The following is a 16,644-nucleotide window of genomic DNA, read 5'->3' as shown; positions in this document are numbered from 1 at the left end:
GTCCGGCGGCACCGCGGGACCGGTGGCGGTCAGGAGTCCCAGACCTGGAAATCGGACACCTGGCCCGCGGGCCAGCCGTCGTTGGCCGTGACGGTGACGCGGAAGTAGCGCCTGGTGGCCGCGGGGAAGGTGAGCGTGACGGTGTTCCCGGTGGCCGGGTCGAAGGTGTGGGCGGCCGAGGACTTCAGGGTGGTGAAGGCGGTGCCGTCCGTGCTGCCGGAGAGGCTCAGCGTCTGGGTGCGGGCACCCCAGCCGGCGGGCAGTCGCAGGACCACGCGGGACGCGCTCCGGGCGGCGCCCAGGTCGACCTGGACCCACTGCGGGAACGCGTTGCCCGCGCTCTCCCAGTAGGTGGCCCGGTCGCCGTCGGTGACGTTGGACGACGGGTAGACGTCGGTGTGGCTGGACTCGCCGGTGGGCCGGCCGGCGGCGAGGTCGGTCCCGGCGGGGGCGTCCTGCGCGGCGAACGCGAGGTGGTTGATGTTCCAGCCGCCGGTGTCCTGGAAGAGCGTGAGGGTCTGCCGGCCGGCGGGCAGGGTGACGCGGGTGTCGGCGGTGGCCCAGCTCTGCCAGTCGCCGGTGGCGGGCAGGTCGACCGGGCCGGTGAGGTCCGCGCCCGAGGCGTCGGCCAGGTGCAGCGCGCCGGTCACCGCGGACGGGGCGGCGATCCGCAGTCCGAGGGTGTAGGTGCCGGCCGCGGCGACGTCCACGGTGTAGCGGAACCACTGCCCGCCACCGGTCCAGCCGAGGTTGTGCCCGCCGCCGGTGTCGGCGGTGTCGTCCAGGTCCACGCCGTCGGCGCGGTAGGAGTTGGCGTTGCCGTTGACGGAGGTGACGTTGTAGGCCACGCCCTGGCCGCCGGTGTCGTAGTCCTCCGCCTGGACCGTGCCCGGCACGGCGGCCGGGGTGCCGCCGAAGGGGCCCTCGGGCGCGGGCGGCGGCCAGTGGTTGCCGCTCAGCGTGGCGGCGAACCCGGTGGAGTTGTCGGCGTAGGCGGAGGCGCCCGCGGTGAGGCCGGAGACCGTGTTGCCGGTGATGGTCGCGGAGCCGGTGGGCGCGGGGTAGAACGGCGGTGAGATCACGATGCCGTTGCGGCCGGGGTCGCTGACCGTGTTGTCCTTGAGCAGGGTGCCGGTCGAGGTGGAGAAGCCGATCCCGTCGTAGAGGGAGTCGGTGACGGTGTTGCCGGTGACCGTGACGTCGTCGACGGTACCGGTGTTCTGTCCGTCGCCGCCGTTGCCGATGTGCAGGGCGGGCTGGCCCTGGCTGTAGGCGTTGCCGCCGGAGCGGACCACGGTGTTGCCCGTCAGGGTCGCGGACAGCAGGTCGCTGCCGTTGACGCCGAACCGCCCGGCGCCCAGACCTATGTAACGGGCCGTGTCGCTGATGTAGTTGTTCCTGACCTGGTGACCGCTGCCTCCGTAGACCGCGACGCCCTTGCCGCCCCACGGCGCGATCGAGGTGTTGTCGCTGACGGTGACGTCGGCCATCGGCTGGTAGTAGGTCCGGGAGCCGTCACTGTCGGTGTTGTAGGCCACCGAGTTGACGGCGATGGCGTCGTCCCCGGTGCCGCGGACGAAGTTGCCGGTGACCGTCAGGTCCTTGCCGGTGTCCGCGCCCAGCGACACGTTGTTGACGTTGATGCCGTCGGCCCAGATCGACGTCAGTCTGCTGTCGCGGACCGTTCCTCCGGTCCCGGAGGCCCAGAAGCCCGACATGGTGTGCTGGGTCCAGATGCCCTCGGCCAGCCAGCCGGTGCCGGTGGTGTCCATCGCGCCGCCGTCCCCGCCGATCGTGCTGCGGCTGACGGCGTTCGCGTCGATGTGGAAGTTGCGCACGGTGCACGAGGTCAGGTCGAACAGGGCGGCCAGCGGGGTGGTGTTGGGGACCGGGACGTCACGGTAGACGGTGCTGTACCACAGGCCCGCGCCCTCGATGGTGATCCCGCGCGCGTTCAGTCCCTGGGTGCCCTTCACGTAGAAGGTGCCCCGCGGGATCCACAGGGTCCGGCCCTGCGACTGGGCCTGGTCGATGCAGCTCTGGATGGCGGCCCTGCTGTCCACCGACCCGCTCGCGGCGGCGCCGTTGGTCGGGGTGTCGTCCGGGACCGCACCGCAGCTCGTGATCGAGAGCGAGCCCGCCGGCTGTGCCGCCGGCGCCGGCGGGTCCTCCACGTCGACGGAGTCCACGTCGTAGAAGGAGGCACCGTTGCCGGTGTCCTTGCGCAGCGAGAACGTGGCGCCCGCCGGGATCGGGGAGCCGGTGACGAAGGTGTGCGACTCGTCCCAGAAGACCCTCGGGTCGCCGTCGGCCGGGTTCTGGTTGTCACTCGTGTTGTAGTTGCCGTTGCCCTCGTACACCCAGCTCTGGCGGGAGTTGAGGTTCAGCGCCTGCCGGAACACGCCGTCGACGTACAGGTCCAGCGTCGCGGTGAGGCCGCCGCCAGCGGCCGAATCCGGGATGGCGGCACGGACGTTGAGGAAGGAGATGGGCCGCCCGGTGGTGTTCGTCCACTGCACCGACTGGCCGGTGCCGTCGAGGTGGACGTAGGAATGGCCCGAAGCCTCCAGGGCCGCGCTCGAGTACGGGGTGGTCGGCGCCGAGGTCAGCGACCGTACGGCGGCGCCCTGGCCCGGCGTTCCCGCCTCGGCCTCGTACACCGAGAACGGGGTCGCCGCGCCCACGGCCGGCCGCGCCGGGGGTGCCTCGGGTGCCTGGGGTGCCGCCGCGGCGGCCGGCAGGACGGACGCGCACAGCGCGCCGGCCGCGGCGACGGCTGCCACCGCCAGGCGCCGCGGTCCCGGGATCATCCGCATGTGATGCTCCTTCAGAAGTGGGGGGAAACGGCCCCGACCGTACAGAGCCCCCACCCGGCCCGCTAGATTCTGACGAAGCAAAGAAATGAATCATGTAAGTGATTGCAAGTTTCTGGCCAATATCCGCAAATCATGGATAGTCCGACCGTTCGGGGCGCCGGGAGACTCGCCGGGGTACCGCGCTCAGGTCCGCTTCGGCCGCGCGGGCACGCAGCGCCACGCGAGTCCGGCGGCGGTCAGGTACGCGAGCGCGCCGACGGCCATGCCGGTGCGCAGCCCGGTGCCGTAGTCTCCGGCCGTGGCGAGCAGGCTGCCGCCGAGCGCGACACCGGCGGCGCTGCCGATCTGCCGGGCGGTGTTGAACAGGGCGGACGCGGCGCCGGAGTACGCCGGGGGCGCGGCGCCCATGACGGTGGCGGTCGAGCCGGTGAGGGCGAAGGAGGTGCCGAATCCCGCCGCCGCCATCGGACCGATCAGCAGCGGGTAGCCGGGGTCGGCGCCCGCCGCGGCCCAGCCGGTCAGGCCGAGGGCGGCCAGCAGCATGCCGGAGACCACCAGCGGACGGTCGCCGGTGCGGCGGGCCAGCCGCCCCGAGAGGACGGAGGCGAACATGGTCATCGCGACCGCGGGGAACAGCGCGAGCCCGGTGCCCAGGGCGCTGAGCCCGCGCTGGTGCTGGAACTCCAGGCTGGCGGTGAACACCATGCCGTAGAAGCCGAAGTTGAACAGCAGGCCGATGGCGGCGCCGCCGCTCATCGCGCGGGACCGCAGCAGGCTCGGCGGCAGCACGGGCGAGCGGGCCAGCCGCTCGCGCACCACGAACGCGGCGGCGGCCAGCACGGCCAGACCGGCTCCGGCGAGCACGGCCGGGTCGGACCAGCCGCGCCGGCCGGCCTCGTTGAGGGCCGCGGTCAGCAGTGCGGCGGCGGCCACCACCGCGCACTGCGCCGGCCAGTCCAGGGCCCGGTCCGCGCGCCGGGGCGAGCGTGCCACGTGCCGCAGCGTCAGCAGCACGCAGGCCGCGCCGACCGGCAGGTTGACGAGGAACACCCAGCGCCATCCCAGCGTGGCGACGAGCAGCCCGCCCAGCAGCGGGCCCGCGGCGGCGGCGATGCCCGCCATCGAACCCCACAGCCCGAAGGCCCGCGAACGGGCGGCCGTCCCCGGATAGGCCTGCTGGAGCAGGGCCAGGGAACCGGGCACGATCAGCGCCGCGCCGAGCCCCTCCGCCAGCCGGGCGGCGACCAGGAACGGGACGCTCGCCGCGAGCGCGCACGCGGCCGAGGACAGCGTGAAGACGGCCACGCCCAGGATGAAGATCCGGCGGTTGCCGAGCCGGTCGCCGAGCGCGCCGCCCGTCAGCAGGAATCCGGCGAAGACCAGGGTGTACCCGTCGGTGATCCACTGGATGCCGGTGAGCGAGGCCGACAGCTGCCGGCCGATCACCGGCACGGCGACGTTGATGGCCGTCACGTCGAGGATCACCATGAAGTACCCCGCGCACACGGCGAGGAGCGGCGCCCGGGACCGTCGCCCGGACCGCGGATCCGGCTCAGCGCAGGCCACGGCCCCAGCTCCCTCCCGTCCGCCGACACACGACCCCCACACCATAGGGGACATATGCTGCGAAAAGGCGCTCGGCGTCAGCGCGCGAACTTCTCCTTGGCCGCGGCGGTGACCGGGGTGAAGAAGTTGACGAGGTTGCCGTCGGGGTCGCGGAAGAGCAGCGCGCGGTTGCCCCAGGGCATCGTGGTGGGCTCGGTGACGAAGTCGGTGACGACGTCGGCCAGGTTCCGGTGGACACGGTCCACGTCGTCGACGAGGAACTCGACGATCACGCTGCGGTTGTCGGCCGGGCGGGCGGAGCCCGGGGCGAAGAGCGGGACCGTGCGGGTGCCGCCGATCGCCAGCGTCGCGCCCGCCGTCCGCAGCTCGGCGAAGTCCTCGGTGGCCCATTCGGCCCGCGCCCCCGTGGCCCGCTCGTAGAAGTCGACGAGGCGCGCGACGTCGGCGGTGATGATGCGGATCGAGACGAATTCCATGGGATCTCCCAGGCCGTGCTGAAGGCTGACCCTGTGCACGCTAGGAGAGATAGCGGACAGAATCGGTCCGGTATCGGCGTTAGATTGTCCGCATGTCTCGTCCCACCGGCCGTGTCCTGACCCTGCTGGAGCTCCTGCAGTCCGGCGGCACCCGGACCGTGGCCGAACTCGCCGAGCGGCTCGGCGTCGAAGGACGCACCGTGCGGCGGTACGTGAACCAGCTGATCGACCTGGACGTGCCCGTGGAGTCGGTGCGGGGCCGCTACGGCGGCTACCGGCTCGCCCCCGGGTACCGGCTGCCGCCGCTCATGCTCGGCGACGACGAGGCGCTGGCCGTCCTGCTCGGCCTGGTCCTGGGCCGCCGGGCGGGGCTGACGACCGCGGAGCGCACGGCGAACGAGACGGCCGCGGCGAAGATCCGCCGGGTGCTCCCCAGACACCTCGCCCGGCGGCTCGACGCCCTCACCGAGGCGCTGGAGTTCACCGAGCGGCCCGGCGACCTCGACACCCCGGACGCCGATGTCCTGCTCACCGTCGCCGACGCGGTGCGCCACCGCCGTCCGCTGGCGCTGCGCTACACCGACCGGGAGGGGCGGCGCAGCGAACGCACGCTCCACGCGTACGGGATCGTCGCGCACGCGGGCCGCTGGTACGTCACCGGGCGGGACGCCGGCATCGGCGAGGACCGCACCCTCCGGCTCGACCGCATCGCGGACGCCCGGACCCTGCCCGGCTCCTTCGAGGCACCCGCGGGACCCGGCCCCGCGGAGCGCGTGCTGACCGGGTTCGCCGCGGCCCCCTACCGGCACGAGGTGGTCCTGCGGGTGCACGGGACACCCGAGCAGGTCCGCGCCCGCCTGCCCGTGACGGTCGCGAGCATCGAGGAGCACCGGCCGGCGGCGGACCAGGACCTGACGGCGGAGCGCTGGCTGCGGGTCGCGCTGCGGGCGGAGCGGCTGGACTGGCTGCCCGCGGTGCTCGCCGCCCTCGACCGGCCGTTCGTCGTCGAGCGCCCGGAGGAACTGCGCGGCCTCGTCACGGCACTCGCCGACCGCCTCGCGTCCTGCGCCCGCCAGGAGTGACACCCCGCGAAACGCCTCGTGCGGGCCGGGACTCAGCCCGACCCGCACGAGGGGAAACGATATGTATACGTGTCCGAGGGGGGACTTGAACCCCCACGCCCGATAAAGGGCACTAGCACCTCAAGCTAGCGCGTCTGCCATTCCGCCACCCGGACCAGGTGTCTGCCACCCGACCGGGGGTGTTCCCCGCGGCGACATGGACAACAATACCAAGCTTTCGGAGTGCCCTTCACCTGCGTTTCCGGTGGCGTTTGCGCAGGTCGGATCCTGCTCACCGTCGGTGTCCGGATCGCTACCCGCCCGGTCGCGCCCGTCGTTCCGGGCCGCCGCACGAGGCCGTGCGGCGGCCCGGAACCGCCGTCACGGCATCAGCTGGTAGTCCGGGAAGTTGCCGGGCAGCCGCTCCCCCGCCGGCCCCTGGGTGACGGCCCGCACGAGCAGTTCGCCGCCGACGAAGGCGCCCCGCCAGGAGGCGCCGAAGCCGCCGAACAGCTCGTCGCGGTCCCCGCGGGAGCGGGGCTTGCCGTGTCCGACCTTGAAGGCCCGGATCTGCGGGGCCAGCCGCGCGAAGGTGGCCTCGTCGTCGGTGGAGAGCGTGGCGACCAGCGCGCCGTTGGACGCGTTCATGGCGGCCAGCAGTTCGGCCTCCGTGTCGGCCAGGACGATCGTGTCGACCGGGCCGAACGGTTCCGCGTGGTGCAGCGGGGAGGACCGCGGCGGGTTGAGGAGGGTGACCGGGTGGACGTACGACGACGTGTCCTGGCCGGGCAGGAAGCGCGCGTCGGCGGGACGGCCGCGGTGCAGCGGGACGGCGCCGCGGTCGATGGCCTCGGCCACCTGGTCGGTGAGGTCCTTGGCCTTGGCCGGGTTGATCAGCGGCCCGAGGTCCAGCTCGGGCAGCGGATCGGCGGGGTCGGACACGGCCAGCGGATGACCGATCCGCAGGCCCCGGACGGCCGGCAGGTAGGCGGTCAGGAACTCGTCGAAGAGGTCGCGCTGGACGACGAAGCGCGGGTAGGCGGTGCAGCGCTGCTTGCCGTAGTCGAAGAGCTTGGGGACGACCGCGGTGAAGGCCTTCCAGTCGGTGAAGTTCCAGATGCCCCAGGTGTTGAGTCCCTCCTGTTCGAGCACGTGCCGCTTGCCGAGGTCGGTGACGGCGGTGGCGACCGCGGCGCCCGTGTCCCGGCCGCCGACGAACGAGACGCAGCCGATCTCCGGGGCCCGTACCAGCACCTCGGACAGCTCGCGCCCGCTGCCGCTCAGCAGCGTCACCGGCAGGCCCTCCCGGGCGGCCAGCGCGCAGGCCAGGGTGAGGCAGGCGACGCCGCCGTCGGTCGGGGTCTTCGCCACCACCGCGTTGCCCGCGAGGGCCTGGACCAGGACCGCGTGGACGAGGACGCTCATCGGGTAGTTCCAGCTGGCGATGTTGGACACCGGACCGTCCAGCGGCGTGCGGCCGGCGAGCATCGGCTCGATGCCGTCGACGTACCAGCGCACCCCGTCGACCGCCCGGTCCACGTCCGCCTGGGCGGCCCGCCAGGGTTTGCCGATCTCCCAGACCAGGAGCAGGGCGAGCAGTTCGCGGTGCGCGGCCAGGGCGTCCAGGGCGGCCGCGACCCGGGCCCGGCGCTCCGCCGGGGGCACGTGGCGCCAGGCGCGGTGCTGGTCGAGGGCGGCGCGGACGGCCCGGCGGGCGGTGCCGCGGTCGAGCCGCGGGGCGCCGGCGACGGGGCTGCCGTCGACGGGGCTGGTCGCGGGCAGCGGGCGGCCGTCGGGGTGCCAGGCGGCCGTGTGCAGGTTGAGGACGCGGTCGTCCCTGAACGCCTCGGGGGCGGCGGCGAGGCAGCGCGCCCAGGCGTCGTCCCAGCCGGTGCCGGGCTTGCGGACCAGGGCCATGGTCAGCCTCCGGCTTCCAGCAGTTCCAGCACCAGCCGTGCGGTCTCGGTCGGTGTGCTCCCCACCCGCACGCCGGCCGCCTCCAGTGCCTCCCGTTTGGCCCGCGCGGTGCCGGCCGAGCCGGAGACGATCGCGCCCGCGTGGCCCATGGTCCGGCCCTCGGGCGCGGTGAATCCGGCGATGTAGCCGACGACGGGCTTGGTGACGTGCCCGCCGATGTAGGCGGCGGCCCGCTCCTCCGCGTCGCCGCCGATCTCGCCGATGAGGACGACGAGTTCGGTGTCGGGGTCCTCCTGGAAGGCGGCCAGGCAGTCGATGTGGCTGGTGCCGACGACCGGGTCGCCGCCGATGCCCACGCAGGTGGAGAAGCCGATGTCCCTCAGTTCGTACATGAGTTGGTAGGTCAGGGTGCCCGACTTGGAGACCAGGCCGATCCGGCCGGGCTTGGTGATGTCGGCCGGGATGATGCCCGCGTCGGACTGGCCGGGGGTGATCAGGCCGGGGCAGTTGGGGCCGATGATCCGGGTGCCGCGGTGGCGGGCGTAGGAGGTGAAGGCGACGGAGTCGTGGACCGGGATGCCCTCCGTGATGACCACCGCGAGGCCGATCCCGGCGTCGGCCGCCTCCAGCACCGCCGCCTTGGCGAAGGCGGGCGGCACGAAGACGACGGTGACGTCCGCGCCGGTGGCGGCGACGCCCTCGGCGACGGTGCCGAAGACCGGGACCGCGCGTCCGTCGAAGTCGACGGTCCGCCCGGCCTTGCGCGGGTTGACCCCGCCGACGACGTCCGTGCCGGCGGCGAGCATCCGGCGGGTGTGCTTCATGCCCTCGCCGCCGGTCATGCCCTGGACGAGGACCCTGCTCTCGTGGGTGAGGTAGATCGCCATGACGGAACTCCTCAGGCGGTGGTGGCGAGTTCGGCGGCGCGGCGGGCGGCGCCGTCCATGGTGTCGGCCTGTTCGACCAGGGGGTGGGCGCGGTCGGCGAGGATCGCGCGGCCGCGCGCCGCGTTGTTGCCGTCGAGGCGGACGACCAGCGGTTTGGTCAGCCGGACGGTCTCCAGGGCCTGCACGATCCCGTCGGCGACCGCGTCGCACGCCGTGATCCCGCCGAAGACGTTGACGAGGACGGACTTCACGGCCGGGTCGGAGAGGACCACCGAGAGGCCGTCGGCCATGACCCGGGCGGAGGCTCCGCCGCCGATGTCGAGGAAGTCGGCGGGCCGGGCGCCGCAGCCGGCCACCACGTCCAGGGTGGACATCACCAGGCCTGCGCCGTTGCCGATGACGCCGACCTCGCCGTCCAGCTTGACGTAGTGGAGACCGCGGGCGGCGGCCGCGGCCTCCAGCGGGTCGTGGTGCTCGGCCGCCTCGTCTCCCCAACGGGTCTGGCGGAAGCCCGCGTTGTCGTCGAGGGTGACCTTGCCGTCGAGCGCCAGGACGGTGCCCTGGGCGGTGCGCACGAGCGGGTTCACCTCGACGAGCAGGGCGTCCTCCCGGACCAGCACCTGCCACAGGCGCACCAGGACGTCCACGGTCTGCGGCGGCAGCCCGGCCGCTCCGGCGATCTCCTGGGCCTTGGCGGAGGTGACGCCGACCGCGGGGTCGACGGGGATGCGGGCCACCGCCTCGGGCCGGGCGGCGGCCACCTCCTCGATCTCCGTGCCGCCCTCCGCGGAGGCGATCGCGAGGAAGCCGCCGGCCGCCCGGTCGAGGACGTAGGAGACGTAGAACTCGCGCTCGATGTCGACGGGTTGGGCCAGCATCACCTTGCCGACGGTGTGGCCCTTGATGTCCATGCCCAGGATCTGCCGGGCCGTCAGTTCCGCGGCGGCCGGGTCAGCGGCGAGCCTTACGCCGCCCGCCTTGCCCCGGCCGCCGGTCTTGACCTGCGCTTTCACCACGACCCTGCCGCCGAGCCTGCGGGCGATCCCGCGGGCCTCCTTGGGCGAGTCGGTGACCTCGGCCCTCGGCACCACGATGCCGTGTTCCTCGAAGAGTTCCCTTGCCTGGTGTTCGTACAGGTCCATTCCGGCTCCTGTCTGCGAAGTCATCCGGACGTCATCGCGAGGCCGAACTGCGATGACCGGAAAGTGCCGCACGCCCCCTGGACACCACCCACCGGATGCGGGATAACAAGCTTCATACAGTATTCGTCGACTGTATGCAATGTACGAAGACGGCATCCCCACCCCCTACGAAGGGACAGGACTTCGCCATGCCCGACGACACCCAGGACGCAATATCCGGTGGTCATCTCGTTGCCAAGGCGCTGAAGGCCGAGGGGGTCGACCGCGTCTACACCCTCTGCGGCGGCCACATCATCGACATCTACGACGGCTGTGTGGACGAGGGCATAGAAGTCGTCGACGTCCGCCACGAGCAGGTGGCCGCGCACGCCGCCGACGGCTACGCCCGCATCACCGGGAAGCCGGGCTGCGCGGTGGTCACCGCGGGACCGGGGACGACCGACGCCGTCACCGGGGTCGCCAACGCCTTCCGCGCGGAGTCCCCGATGCTGCTGATCGGCGGCCAGGGCGCCCTCACCCAGCACAAGATGGGGTCCCTGCAGGACCTTCCGCACGTCGACATGATGACGCCGATCACCAAGTTCGCGGCGACCGTCCCGGACACCGCCCGCGCCGCCGACATGGTCTCCATGGCGTTCCGCGAGTGCTACCACGGCGCACCCGGCCCCTCCTTCCTGGAGATACCGCGCGACGTCCTGGACGCCAAGGTCCCGGCCGACAGGGCGCGCGTCCCCACGGCGGGCGCCTACCGGGCCTCCACCCGGTCGGCCGGCGACCCCGAGGCGATCGAGCAGCTCGCCGACCTCCTCGTGCACGCGGAGAAGCCGGCCGTCCTGCTCGGCAGCCAGGTCTGGACGACCCGGGGCACCGAGGCCGCCGTCGAACTGGTCCGCACCCTCAACGTCCCGGCCTACATGAACGGCGCCGGACGCGGCACCCTGCCGCCCGGCGACCCGCACCACTTCCAGCTCTCCCGCCGGTACGCGTTCTCCCACGCCGACGTCATCGTGATCGTCGGTACGCCCTTCGACTTCCGGATGGGCTACGGCAAGCGCCTCTCCCCCACCGCGACCGTCGTCCAGATCGACCTCGACTACCGGACGGTCGGCAAGAACCGGGACATCGGCCTCGGCATCGTCGGCGACGCCGGCCTGGTGCTCAAGTCGGTGACCGAGGCCGCCTCAGGGCGCGTCGACGCCGGCGCCTCGCGGCGCAAGGAGTGGCTCGACGAGCTGCGCGCCGCCGAACAGAGCGCTCTGGAGAAGCGGTTGCCGAGTCTGCGGTCGGACGCCTCGCCCATCCATCCCTACCGGCTGGTCAGCGAGATCAACGACTTCCTCACCGAGGACTCGATCTACATCGGCGACGGCGGCGACATCGTCACCTTCTCCGGCCAGGTCGTGCAGCCCAAGTCGCCCGGCCACTGGATGGACCCGGGCCCGCTCGGCACCCTCGGCGTCGGCGTCCCCTTCGTGCTCGCCGCCAAGCAGGCCCGCCCCGACAAGGAGGTCGTCGCGCTCTTCGGCGACGGCGCCTTCTCGCTCACCGGCTGGGACTTCGAAACGCTGGTCCGCTACGACCTGCCCTTCGTCGGCATCGTCGGCAACAACTCCTCGATGAACCAGATCCGTTACGGCCAGGCCGCCAAGTACGGCAAGGAGCGCGAACGGGTCGGCAACACCCTCGGCGACGTCCACTACGACAAGTTCGCCCAGATGCTCGGCGGCCACGGCGAGGAGGTCCGCGACCCCGCCGACATCGGCCCCGCACTGCGCCGGGCCCGGGAGTCGGGCAAGCCGTCGCTGATCAACGTCTGGGTCGACCCGGACGCGTACGCCCCCGGAACCATGAACCAGACCATGTACAAGTGAGGTGGAACGCCCATGACCGCCACAGCACTCGAGGGCATTCGCGTCCTCGACATGACCCACGTCCAGTCGGGCCCCTCCGCCACCCAGCTGCTCGCCTGGCTCGGCGCGGACGTCGTCAAACTGGAGGCGCCGACCGGTGACATCACGCGAAAGCAGCTGCGTGACCTGCCGGACGTCGACTCGCTCTACTTCACGATGCTCAACTGCAACAAGCGGAGCATCACCCTCAACACCAAGACCGAGCGCGGCCGGGAGCTGCTGACCGAGCTGATCCGGCGCTCGGACGTCATGGTGGAGAACTTCGGCCCCGGCGCGGTCGACCGGATGGGGTTCACCTGGGACCGCATCCAGGAGATCAACCCGCGGATCGTGTACGCGTCCATCAAGGGCTTCGGAGAAGGCCCGTACACCGACTTCAAGGCGTACGAGGTCGTCGCGCAGGCGATGGGCGGCTCGATGGCCACCACCGGCTTCGAGGACGGGCCGCCGCTGGCCACGGGCGCGCAGATCGGCGACTCGGGCACCGGGGTGCACGCGGTGGCCGGCATACTCGCGGCGCTCTTCCAGCGCGAGCGGACCGGACGCGGCCAGCGGGTCAACGTCGCCATGCAGCACGCCGTGCTCAACCTCTGCCGGGTCAAGCTCCGCGACCAGCAGCGGCTGGCGCACGGGCCGCTCCCCGAGTACCCGAACGACGACTTCGGCACCGAGGTGCCCCGCTCCGGCAACGCCTCCGGCGGCGGCCAGCCCGGCTGGGCGGTGCAGTGCGCGCCCGGCGGCCCGAACGACTACGTGTACGTCATCGTGCAGCCCGTCGGCTGGGAGCCGATCACCCGGCTGATCGGCCGGCCGGAGCTCGCGGACGACCCCGAGTGGGCGACCCCGCAGGCGCGCCTGCCCAAGCTCGGCAAGATGTTCCAGCTGATCGAGGAATGGTCCCTGGCGCTGCCCAAGTGGGAGGTGCTGGAGCGGCTCAACGCCCACAACATCCCGTGCGGGCCGATCCTCTCCACCAAGGAGATCATCGAGGACGAGTCGCTGGCCGCCAACGAGATGGTGGTCACCGTCCCGCATCCCGAGCGCGGCGACTTCGTCACCGTCGGCAGCCCGCTCAAGCTCTCCGACTCCCCCGTGCGCGTGACCGCCTCGCCGCTCCTCGGCGAGCACAACGCCGAGGTCTTCGTCGGCGAACTCGGTCTCGGCGACGAGGAGTTGCGCCTGCTCAAGTCGAACGGAGTGATCTGACGTGATGGCAGAGGACCGGGAGCGGCGGGTCCGCGCACTCCTCGACTCGGTGCGCGCGCAGGGCCGTACGGCGCTCACCGCGCCCGAGGGCAAGGTGATCGCCGACGCGTACGGGATCGCCGTACCGGGCGAGGAGCTGGCAAGGGACGTCGAGGAGGCGGTGGCGTACGCGGCACGCTTCGACGGGCCGGTGGTGATGAAGATCGTCTCCCCGGACATCCTGCACAAGACCGACGCGGGCGGAGTGGTCGTCGGGGTCGAGGGCGCGGCCGACGTACGCGCGGCCTTCCACCGGATCGTCCAGAACGCGCGCGCCTACGACGCGGACGCCCGCGTCGAGGGCGTGCAGGTGCAGGAGTTGCTGCCGAAGGGCACGGAGGTCATCGTCGGCGCGGTCACCGACCCCACCTTCGGGAAGGTCGTCGCCTTCGGGCTCGGCGGGGTGCTGGTCGAGGTGCTGAAGGACGTCACGTTCCGGCTGGCCCCCGTCTCGGCCGACGAGGCGCTGTCCATGCTGGACTCCATCGAGGCGGCCGAGGTGCTGCGCGGGGTGCGCGGACAGGCCGGCGTGGACCGGTGGGCCCTCGCCGAGCAGATCCGCCGGGTCTCGCACCTGGTCGCGGACTTCCCGGAGATCGCCGAGGTGGACCTCAACCCGGTGATCGCCACCCCGCGGGGCGCGGTCGCCGCCGACATCCGGATCATCCTCGCCGAGCGGCAGCCGCCGCCGCGCCGGACGTTCACGCGCGAGGAGATCCTCACCTCGATGCGCCGGCTGATGCAGCCCCGCTCGGTCGCCGTGATCGGCGCTTCCAACGAGGCGGGCAAGATAGGCAATTCGGTGATGCGCAACCTCGTCGACGGCGGCTTCGCCGGGGAGATCCATCCGGTGAACCCGCGGGCCGATGACATCCTCGGCCGCAAGGCGTACAAGAGTGTCACGGACGTTCCCGGTGAGGTGGACGTGGCAGTCTTCGCCATTCCGGCCAGGTTCGTGGCGGCGGCGCTGGAGGAGGTGGGCCGCAAGAGGATCCCCAACGCCGTCCTGATCCCCTCCGGTTTCGCGGAGACGGGCGAGCAGGAACTCCAGGACGAGATCGTCGCGATCGGCGAGCGCCACGGCATCCGCCTGCTCGGCCCGAACATCTACGGCTACTACTCCACCTGGCAGGACCTGTGCGCCACGTTCTGCACGCCGTACGACGTGAAGGGCGGCGTGGCGCTCACCTCGCAGTCCGGCGGGATCGGCATGGCGATCCTCGGCTTCGCCCGCACCACCAGGACGGGCGTCTCGGCGATCGTGGGGCTCGGCAACAAGTCGGACCTGGACGAGGACGACCTGCTGACCTGGTTCGGCGAGGACCCGCGCACCGAGTGCATCGCGATGCACCTGGAGGACCTCAAGGACGGCCGCGCCTTCGTGGCGGCGGCGCGGGCCACCGTCCCGAAGAAGCCGGTCGTGGTGCTGAAGGCCGGGCGTACGGCGGCCGGTGCCAGAGCGGCCGGTTCGCACACGGGCGCGCTCGCGGGCGACGACGCGGTGTACGACGACATCCTGCGGCAGGCGGGCGTCATCCGCGCGCCGGGCCTGAACGACATGCTGGAGTACGCGCGCGGGCTGCCGGTGCTGCCGGCCCCGAAGGGCGACAACGTCGTGATCATCACCGGTGCGGGCGGCAGCGGGGTGCTGCTGTCCGACGCGGTCACCGACAACGGCCTGTCCCTGATGGAGATTCCGCCGGACCTGGACGAGGCGTTCCGCCGCTTCATCCCGCCGTTCGGAGCCGCCGGCAACCCGGTGGACATCACGGGCGGCGAGCCGCCGTCGACGTACGAGGCGACGATCCGGCTGGGCCTGGAGGACCCGCGGATCCACGCGCTGGTCCTCGGCTACTGGCACACCATCGTCACCCCGCCGATGGTGTTCGCGGAGCTGACCGCGCGGGTGGTCGCGGAGTTCCGGGAGCGGGGTGTCGAGAAGCCGGTCGTCGCCTCGCTCGCCGGGGACGTCGAGGTCGAGGAGGCCTGCCAGTACCTGTACGAGCGGGGTGTCGTGGCGTACCCGTACACGACCGAACGGCCGGTGGCCGTACTCGGCGCCAAGTACCGCTGGGCGCGGGCGGCCGGAGTGCTGGGAGGCGGCTCATGACCTAGCCGAGGAGGGGGCCGGCCGGCGGTGCGCTGCGGCCGGCCCCGGGACCCGTGCGCGCACGAAAGGCATTTGGACAGGGGGCGCTGGCCAGAGCTTTCGACGCAAGGGGTGCTGAACGAACATGTCATCCATCGATCTCACGGCGTCCGTCCCCTTCAGGGAGGTGACGGACCGCAACGGCCGCACGTACCGGATCGGCGAGAGAGACGTCGATCTGATGGGCCGGACACGCAAGTGGATGGTCATCCTGCCCTGGGTGGGCATGATGGGCATCAGTTCCGCCGAGTACGCGTTCACGTCGGCGGAGGACACGCTGCACGAGGCACATCTGTGGAGCAGCGGGCACATCTTCTGGCTGATGGGCGTCTGGGTGTTCTTCCAGGCGGCCGTGGCCTTCCCGGCCGGGCAACTGCGCGAGAGCGGACGGCTGCCCGCGCGCACGGCCATGCTGATCGGCGCGGTGGGCACCCTGCTCGGCTACGTGGCGCTGGCGTTCGCGCCGAACGTGGTCGTCGCCTATCTCGGCTTCGGCATGTGCAGCGGCATCGGCGCCGGTCTCGTCTACGCGACCTGCGTGAACATGGTCGGCAAGTGGTATCCGGAGCGCAAGGGCGGCAAGACGGGGTTCGTGAACGGCGGTTTCGCCTACGGGTCGGTGCCGTTCGTGTTCCTGTTCACCTCCGTCCTGGACCTCGGCAACTACCGGGTCCTGCTCACCTCGGTCGGTGTCGGGCTGTGCCTGGTGGTGGCGTCGGCCGGCTGGTTCTTCAAGGACCCGCCGAAGAACTGGTGGCCGCCGCACGTCGATCCCCTGAAGGCCACGCAGGATCCGCGGATCCGCCGGGCACTGGAGAAGAACCCGCCCGCCGTCAAGCAGTACTCGCCGAAGGAGGCGGCCCGTACGCCCGTGCTGTGGATGATGTGGTTCTGTCTGCTGTGCACGGCCGGGATCAACATCTTCGGCATCGCCTTCCAGGTGCCGTTCGGCAAGGACATGGGGTTCGCCGGCGGGATCGTCGCCACCGCCATGTCGCTGAAGGCGATCGTCAACGGCACCGGGCGCGGGGTCATCGGCTGGATCTCCGACCGCTACGGCCGCCGCCACACCCTGATCATCGTCTGCATCGTGCTGGGCACCGCCCAGTTCGGAGTGCTGGTCTCCGGCCAGATGCACAGCATGCCGTTCTTCCTGTTCTGCTCCATGGTCTCGGGGTTCGGCGGCGGGGCGATCTTCCCGCTGTTCGCGGCCATGACGGCGGACTACTTCGGTGAGAACAACAACGCCACCAACTACGGGATGGTCTACAGCTCCAAGCTGATCTCCGGTCTGGTGGGCTCCGGTCTGGGCGCGGTCGTCGTCGGTGAGTGGGACTACCACGGCGCGTTCGTCCTGGCGGGCTCCGTCGGCCTGGCCTCCGCAGTGCTGGCCCTGTTCCTCAAGGCACCGGGCAGGCCCAGCGCCCGGCGCATCGTCCCCAACCCGCACCCGCTCGGCGAGGAGATGGCGTGAC

The 16,644-nt window shown here is 72.0% G+C and carries 11 protein-coding genes and 1 tRNA gene; 5 read left to right on the top strand and 7 right to left on the bottom strand.

The features are described from left to right. Nucleotides 1-29 precede the first annotated feature (29 nt). The 3 genes from ACIQOE_RS40990 to ACIQOE_RS40980 form a co-directional block, all read right to left on the bottom strand. The gene (locus tag ACIQOE_RS40990; protein ID WP_401417162.1) at nucleotides 30-2,816 is read right to left on the bottom strand and encodes a discoidin domain-containing protein; all 2,787 of its coding nucleotides are present in this window, start codon (nucleotides 2,814-2,816) and stop codon (nucleotides 30-32) included. A gap of 183 nt (nucleotides 2,817-2,999) precedes the next feature. Next, the gene (locus ACIQOE_RS40985; protein ID WP_401417161.1) at nucleotides 3,000-4,427 is read right to left on the bottom strand and encodes an MFS transporter; all 1,428 of its coding nucleotides are present in this window, start codon (nucleotides 4,425-4,427) and stop codon (nucleotides 3,000-3,002) included. A 32-nt stretch (nucleotides 4,428-4,459) separates the two neighbouring features. Continuing rightward, on the bottom strand, nucleotides 4,460-4,858 hold the full coding sequence (locus ACIQOE_RS40980; protein WP_401417160.1) for a VOC family protein: 399 nt from the start codon (nucleotides 4,856-4,858) through the stop codon (nucleotides 4,460-4,462). A 92-nt stretch (nucleotides 4,859-4,950) separates the two neighbouring features. Here ACIQOE_RS40980 and ACIQOE_RS40975 point away from each other — a divergent pair, with 92 nt between their 5' ends. Then, complete coding sequence (locus ACIQOE_RS40975; RefSeq protein WP_401417159.1) at nucleotides 4,951-5,940, top strand: helix-turn-helix transcriptional regulator; 990 nt, start codon at nucleotides 4,951-4,953, stop codon at nucleotides 5,938-5,940. 70 nt (nucleotides 5,941-6,010) lie between these two features. On the opposite strand, the gene ACIQOE_RS40970 is transcribed toward ACIQOE_RS40975, so the two are convergent. The 4 genes from ACIQOE_RS40970 to sucC form a co-directional block, all read right to left on the bottom strand. Next, a tRNA-Leu gene (locus ACIQOE_RS40970) sits at nucleotides 6,011-6,095 on the bottom strand. Nucleotides 6,096-6,300: 205 nt separating this feature from the next. After that, a complete protein-coding gene (locus tag ACIQOE_RS40965) occupies nucleotides 6,301-7,836 on the bottom strand; it encodes an aldehyde dehydrogenase family protein (RefSeq protein WP_401417158.1) in 1,536 nt (511 codons plus the stop codon). A gap of 2 nt (nucleotides 7,837-7,838) precedes the next feature. Beyond that, nucleotides 7,839-8,723, bottom strand: a complete 885-nt coding sequence (gene sucD, locus ACIQOE_RS40960; protein WP_401417157.1) for a succinate--CoA ligase subunit alpha — start codon at nucleotides 8,721-8,723, stop codon at nucleotides 7,839-7,841. Between the two features lie 11 nt (nucleotides 8,724-8,734). Beyond that, nucleotides 8,735-9,865 carry an ADP-forming succinate--CoA ligase subunit beta gene (gene sucC, locus ACIQOE_RS40955; protein ID WP_401417156.1) on the bottom strand — a complete coding sequence of 377 codons (1,131 nt, stop codon included), beginning with the start codon at nucleotides 9,863-9,865 and terminating at the stop codon, nucleotides 8,735-8,737. A 188-nt stretch (nucleotides 9,866-10,053) separates the two neighbouring features. Between sucC and ACIQOE_RS40950 the strand changes: the two genes are divergently transcribed. The 4 genes from ACIQOE_RS40950 (at nucleotide 10,054) to ACIQOE_RS40935 (ending at nucleotide 16,643) form a co-directional block, all read left to right on the top strand. After that, a complete protein-coding gene (locus ACIQOE_RS40950; protein ID WP_365576421.1) occupies nucleotides 10,054-11,736 on the top strand; it encodes a thiamine pyrophosphate-binding protein in 1,683 nt (560 codons plus the stop codon). 12 nt (nucleotides 11,737-11,748) lie between these two features. Continuing rightward, entirely contained in the window at nucleotides 11,749-12,981 is a 1,233-nt protein-coding gene (gene frc, locus ACIQOE_RS40945; protein WP_401417155.1) for a formyl-CoA transferase, read from the top strand. Between the two features lie 4 nt (nucleotides 12,982-12,985). Next, the gene (locus tag ACIQOE_RS40940; protein ID WP_365576423.1) at nucleotides 12,986-15,130 is read left to right on the top strand and encodes an acetate--CoA ligase family protein; all 2,145 of its coding nucleotides are present in this window, start codon (nucleotides 12,986-12,988) and stop codon (nucleotides 15,128-15,130) included. A 124-nt stretch (nucleotides 15,131-15,254) separates the two neighbouring features. Continuing rightward, complete coding sequence (locus ACIQOE_RS40935) at nucleotides 15,255-16,643, top strand: OFA family MFS transporter (protein WP_351315057.1); 1,389 nt, start codon at nucleotides 15,255-15,257, stop codon at nucleotides 16,641-16,643. Nucleotide 16,644 lies beyond the last annotated feature (1 nt).

The sequence above is a fragment of the Streptomyces sp. NPDC091282 genome (assembly GCF_044757385.1).
In the GTDB taxonomy this organism is placed as follows: domain Bacteria; phylum Actinomycetota; class Actinomycetes; order Streptomycetales; family Streptomycetaceae; genus Streptomyces; species Streptomyces gramineus.
This window is presented reverse-complemented; position numbering and strand designations above follow the sequence as displayed.

Excerpts from the sequence above, each read along its gene's own strand:
- ACIQOE_RS40990 (WP_401417162.1), bottom strand. The coding sequence starts at position 2,816 with ATGCGGATGATCCCGGGACCGCGGCGCCTGGCGGTGGCAGCCGTCGCC.
- ACIQOE_RS40985 (WP_401417161.1), bottom strand. The coding sequence starts at position 4,427 with ATGGTGTGGGGGTCGTGTGTCGGCGGACGGGAGGGAGCTGGGGCCGTG.
- ACIQOE_RS40980 (WP_401417160.1), bottom strand. The coding sequence starts at position 4,858 with ATGGAATTCGTCTCGATCCGCATCATCACCGCCGACGTCGCGCGCCTC.
- ACIQOE_RS40975 (WP_401417159.1), top strand. The coding sequence starts at position 4,951 with ATGTCTCGTCCCACCGGCCGTGTCCTGACCCTGCTGGAGCTCCTGCAG.
- ACIQOE_RS40965 (WP_401417158.1), bottom strand. The coding sequence starts at position 7,836 with ATGGCCCTGGTCCGCAAGCCCGGCACCGGCTGGGACGACGCCTGGGCG.
- sucD (WP_401417157.1), bottom strand. The coding sequence starts at position 8,723 with ATGGCGATCTACCTCACCCACGAGAGCAGGGTCCTCGTCCAGGGCATG.
- sucC (WP_401417156.1), bottom strand. The coding sequence starts at position 9,865 with ATGGACCTGTACGAACACCAGGCAAGGGAACTCTTCGAGGAACACGGC.
- ACIQOE_RS40950 (WP_365576421.1), top strand. The coding sequence starts at position 10,054 with ATGCCCGACGACACCCAGGACGCAATATCCGGTGGTCATCTCGTTGCC.
- frc (WP_401417155.1), top strand. The coding sequence starts at position 11,749 with ATGACCGCCACAGCACTCGAGGGCATTCGCGTCCTCGACATGACCCAC.
- ACIQOE_RS40940 (WP_365576423.1), top strand. The coding sequence starts at position 12,986 with ATGGCAGAGGACCGGGAGCGGCGGGTCCGCGCACTCCTCGACTCGGTG.
- ACIQOE_RS40935 (WP_351315057.1), top strand. The coding sequence starts at position 15,255 with ATGTCATCCATCGATCTCACGGCGTCCGTCCCCTTCAGGGAGGTGACG.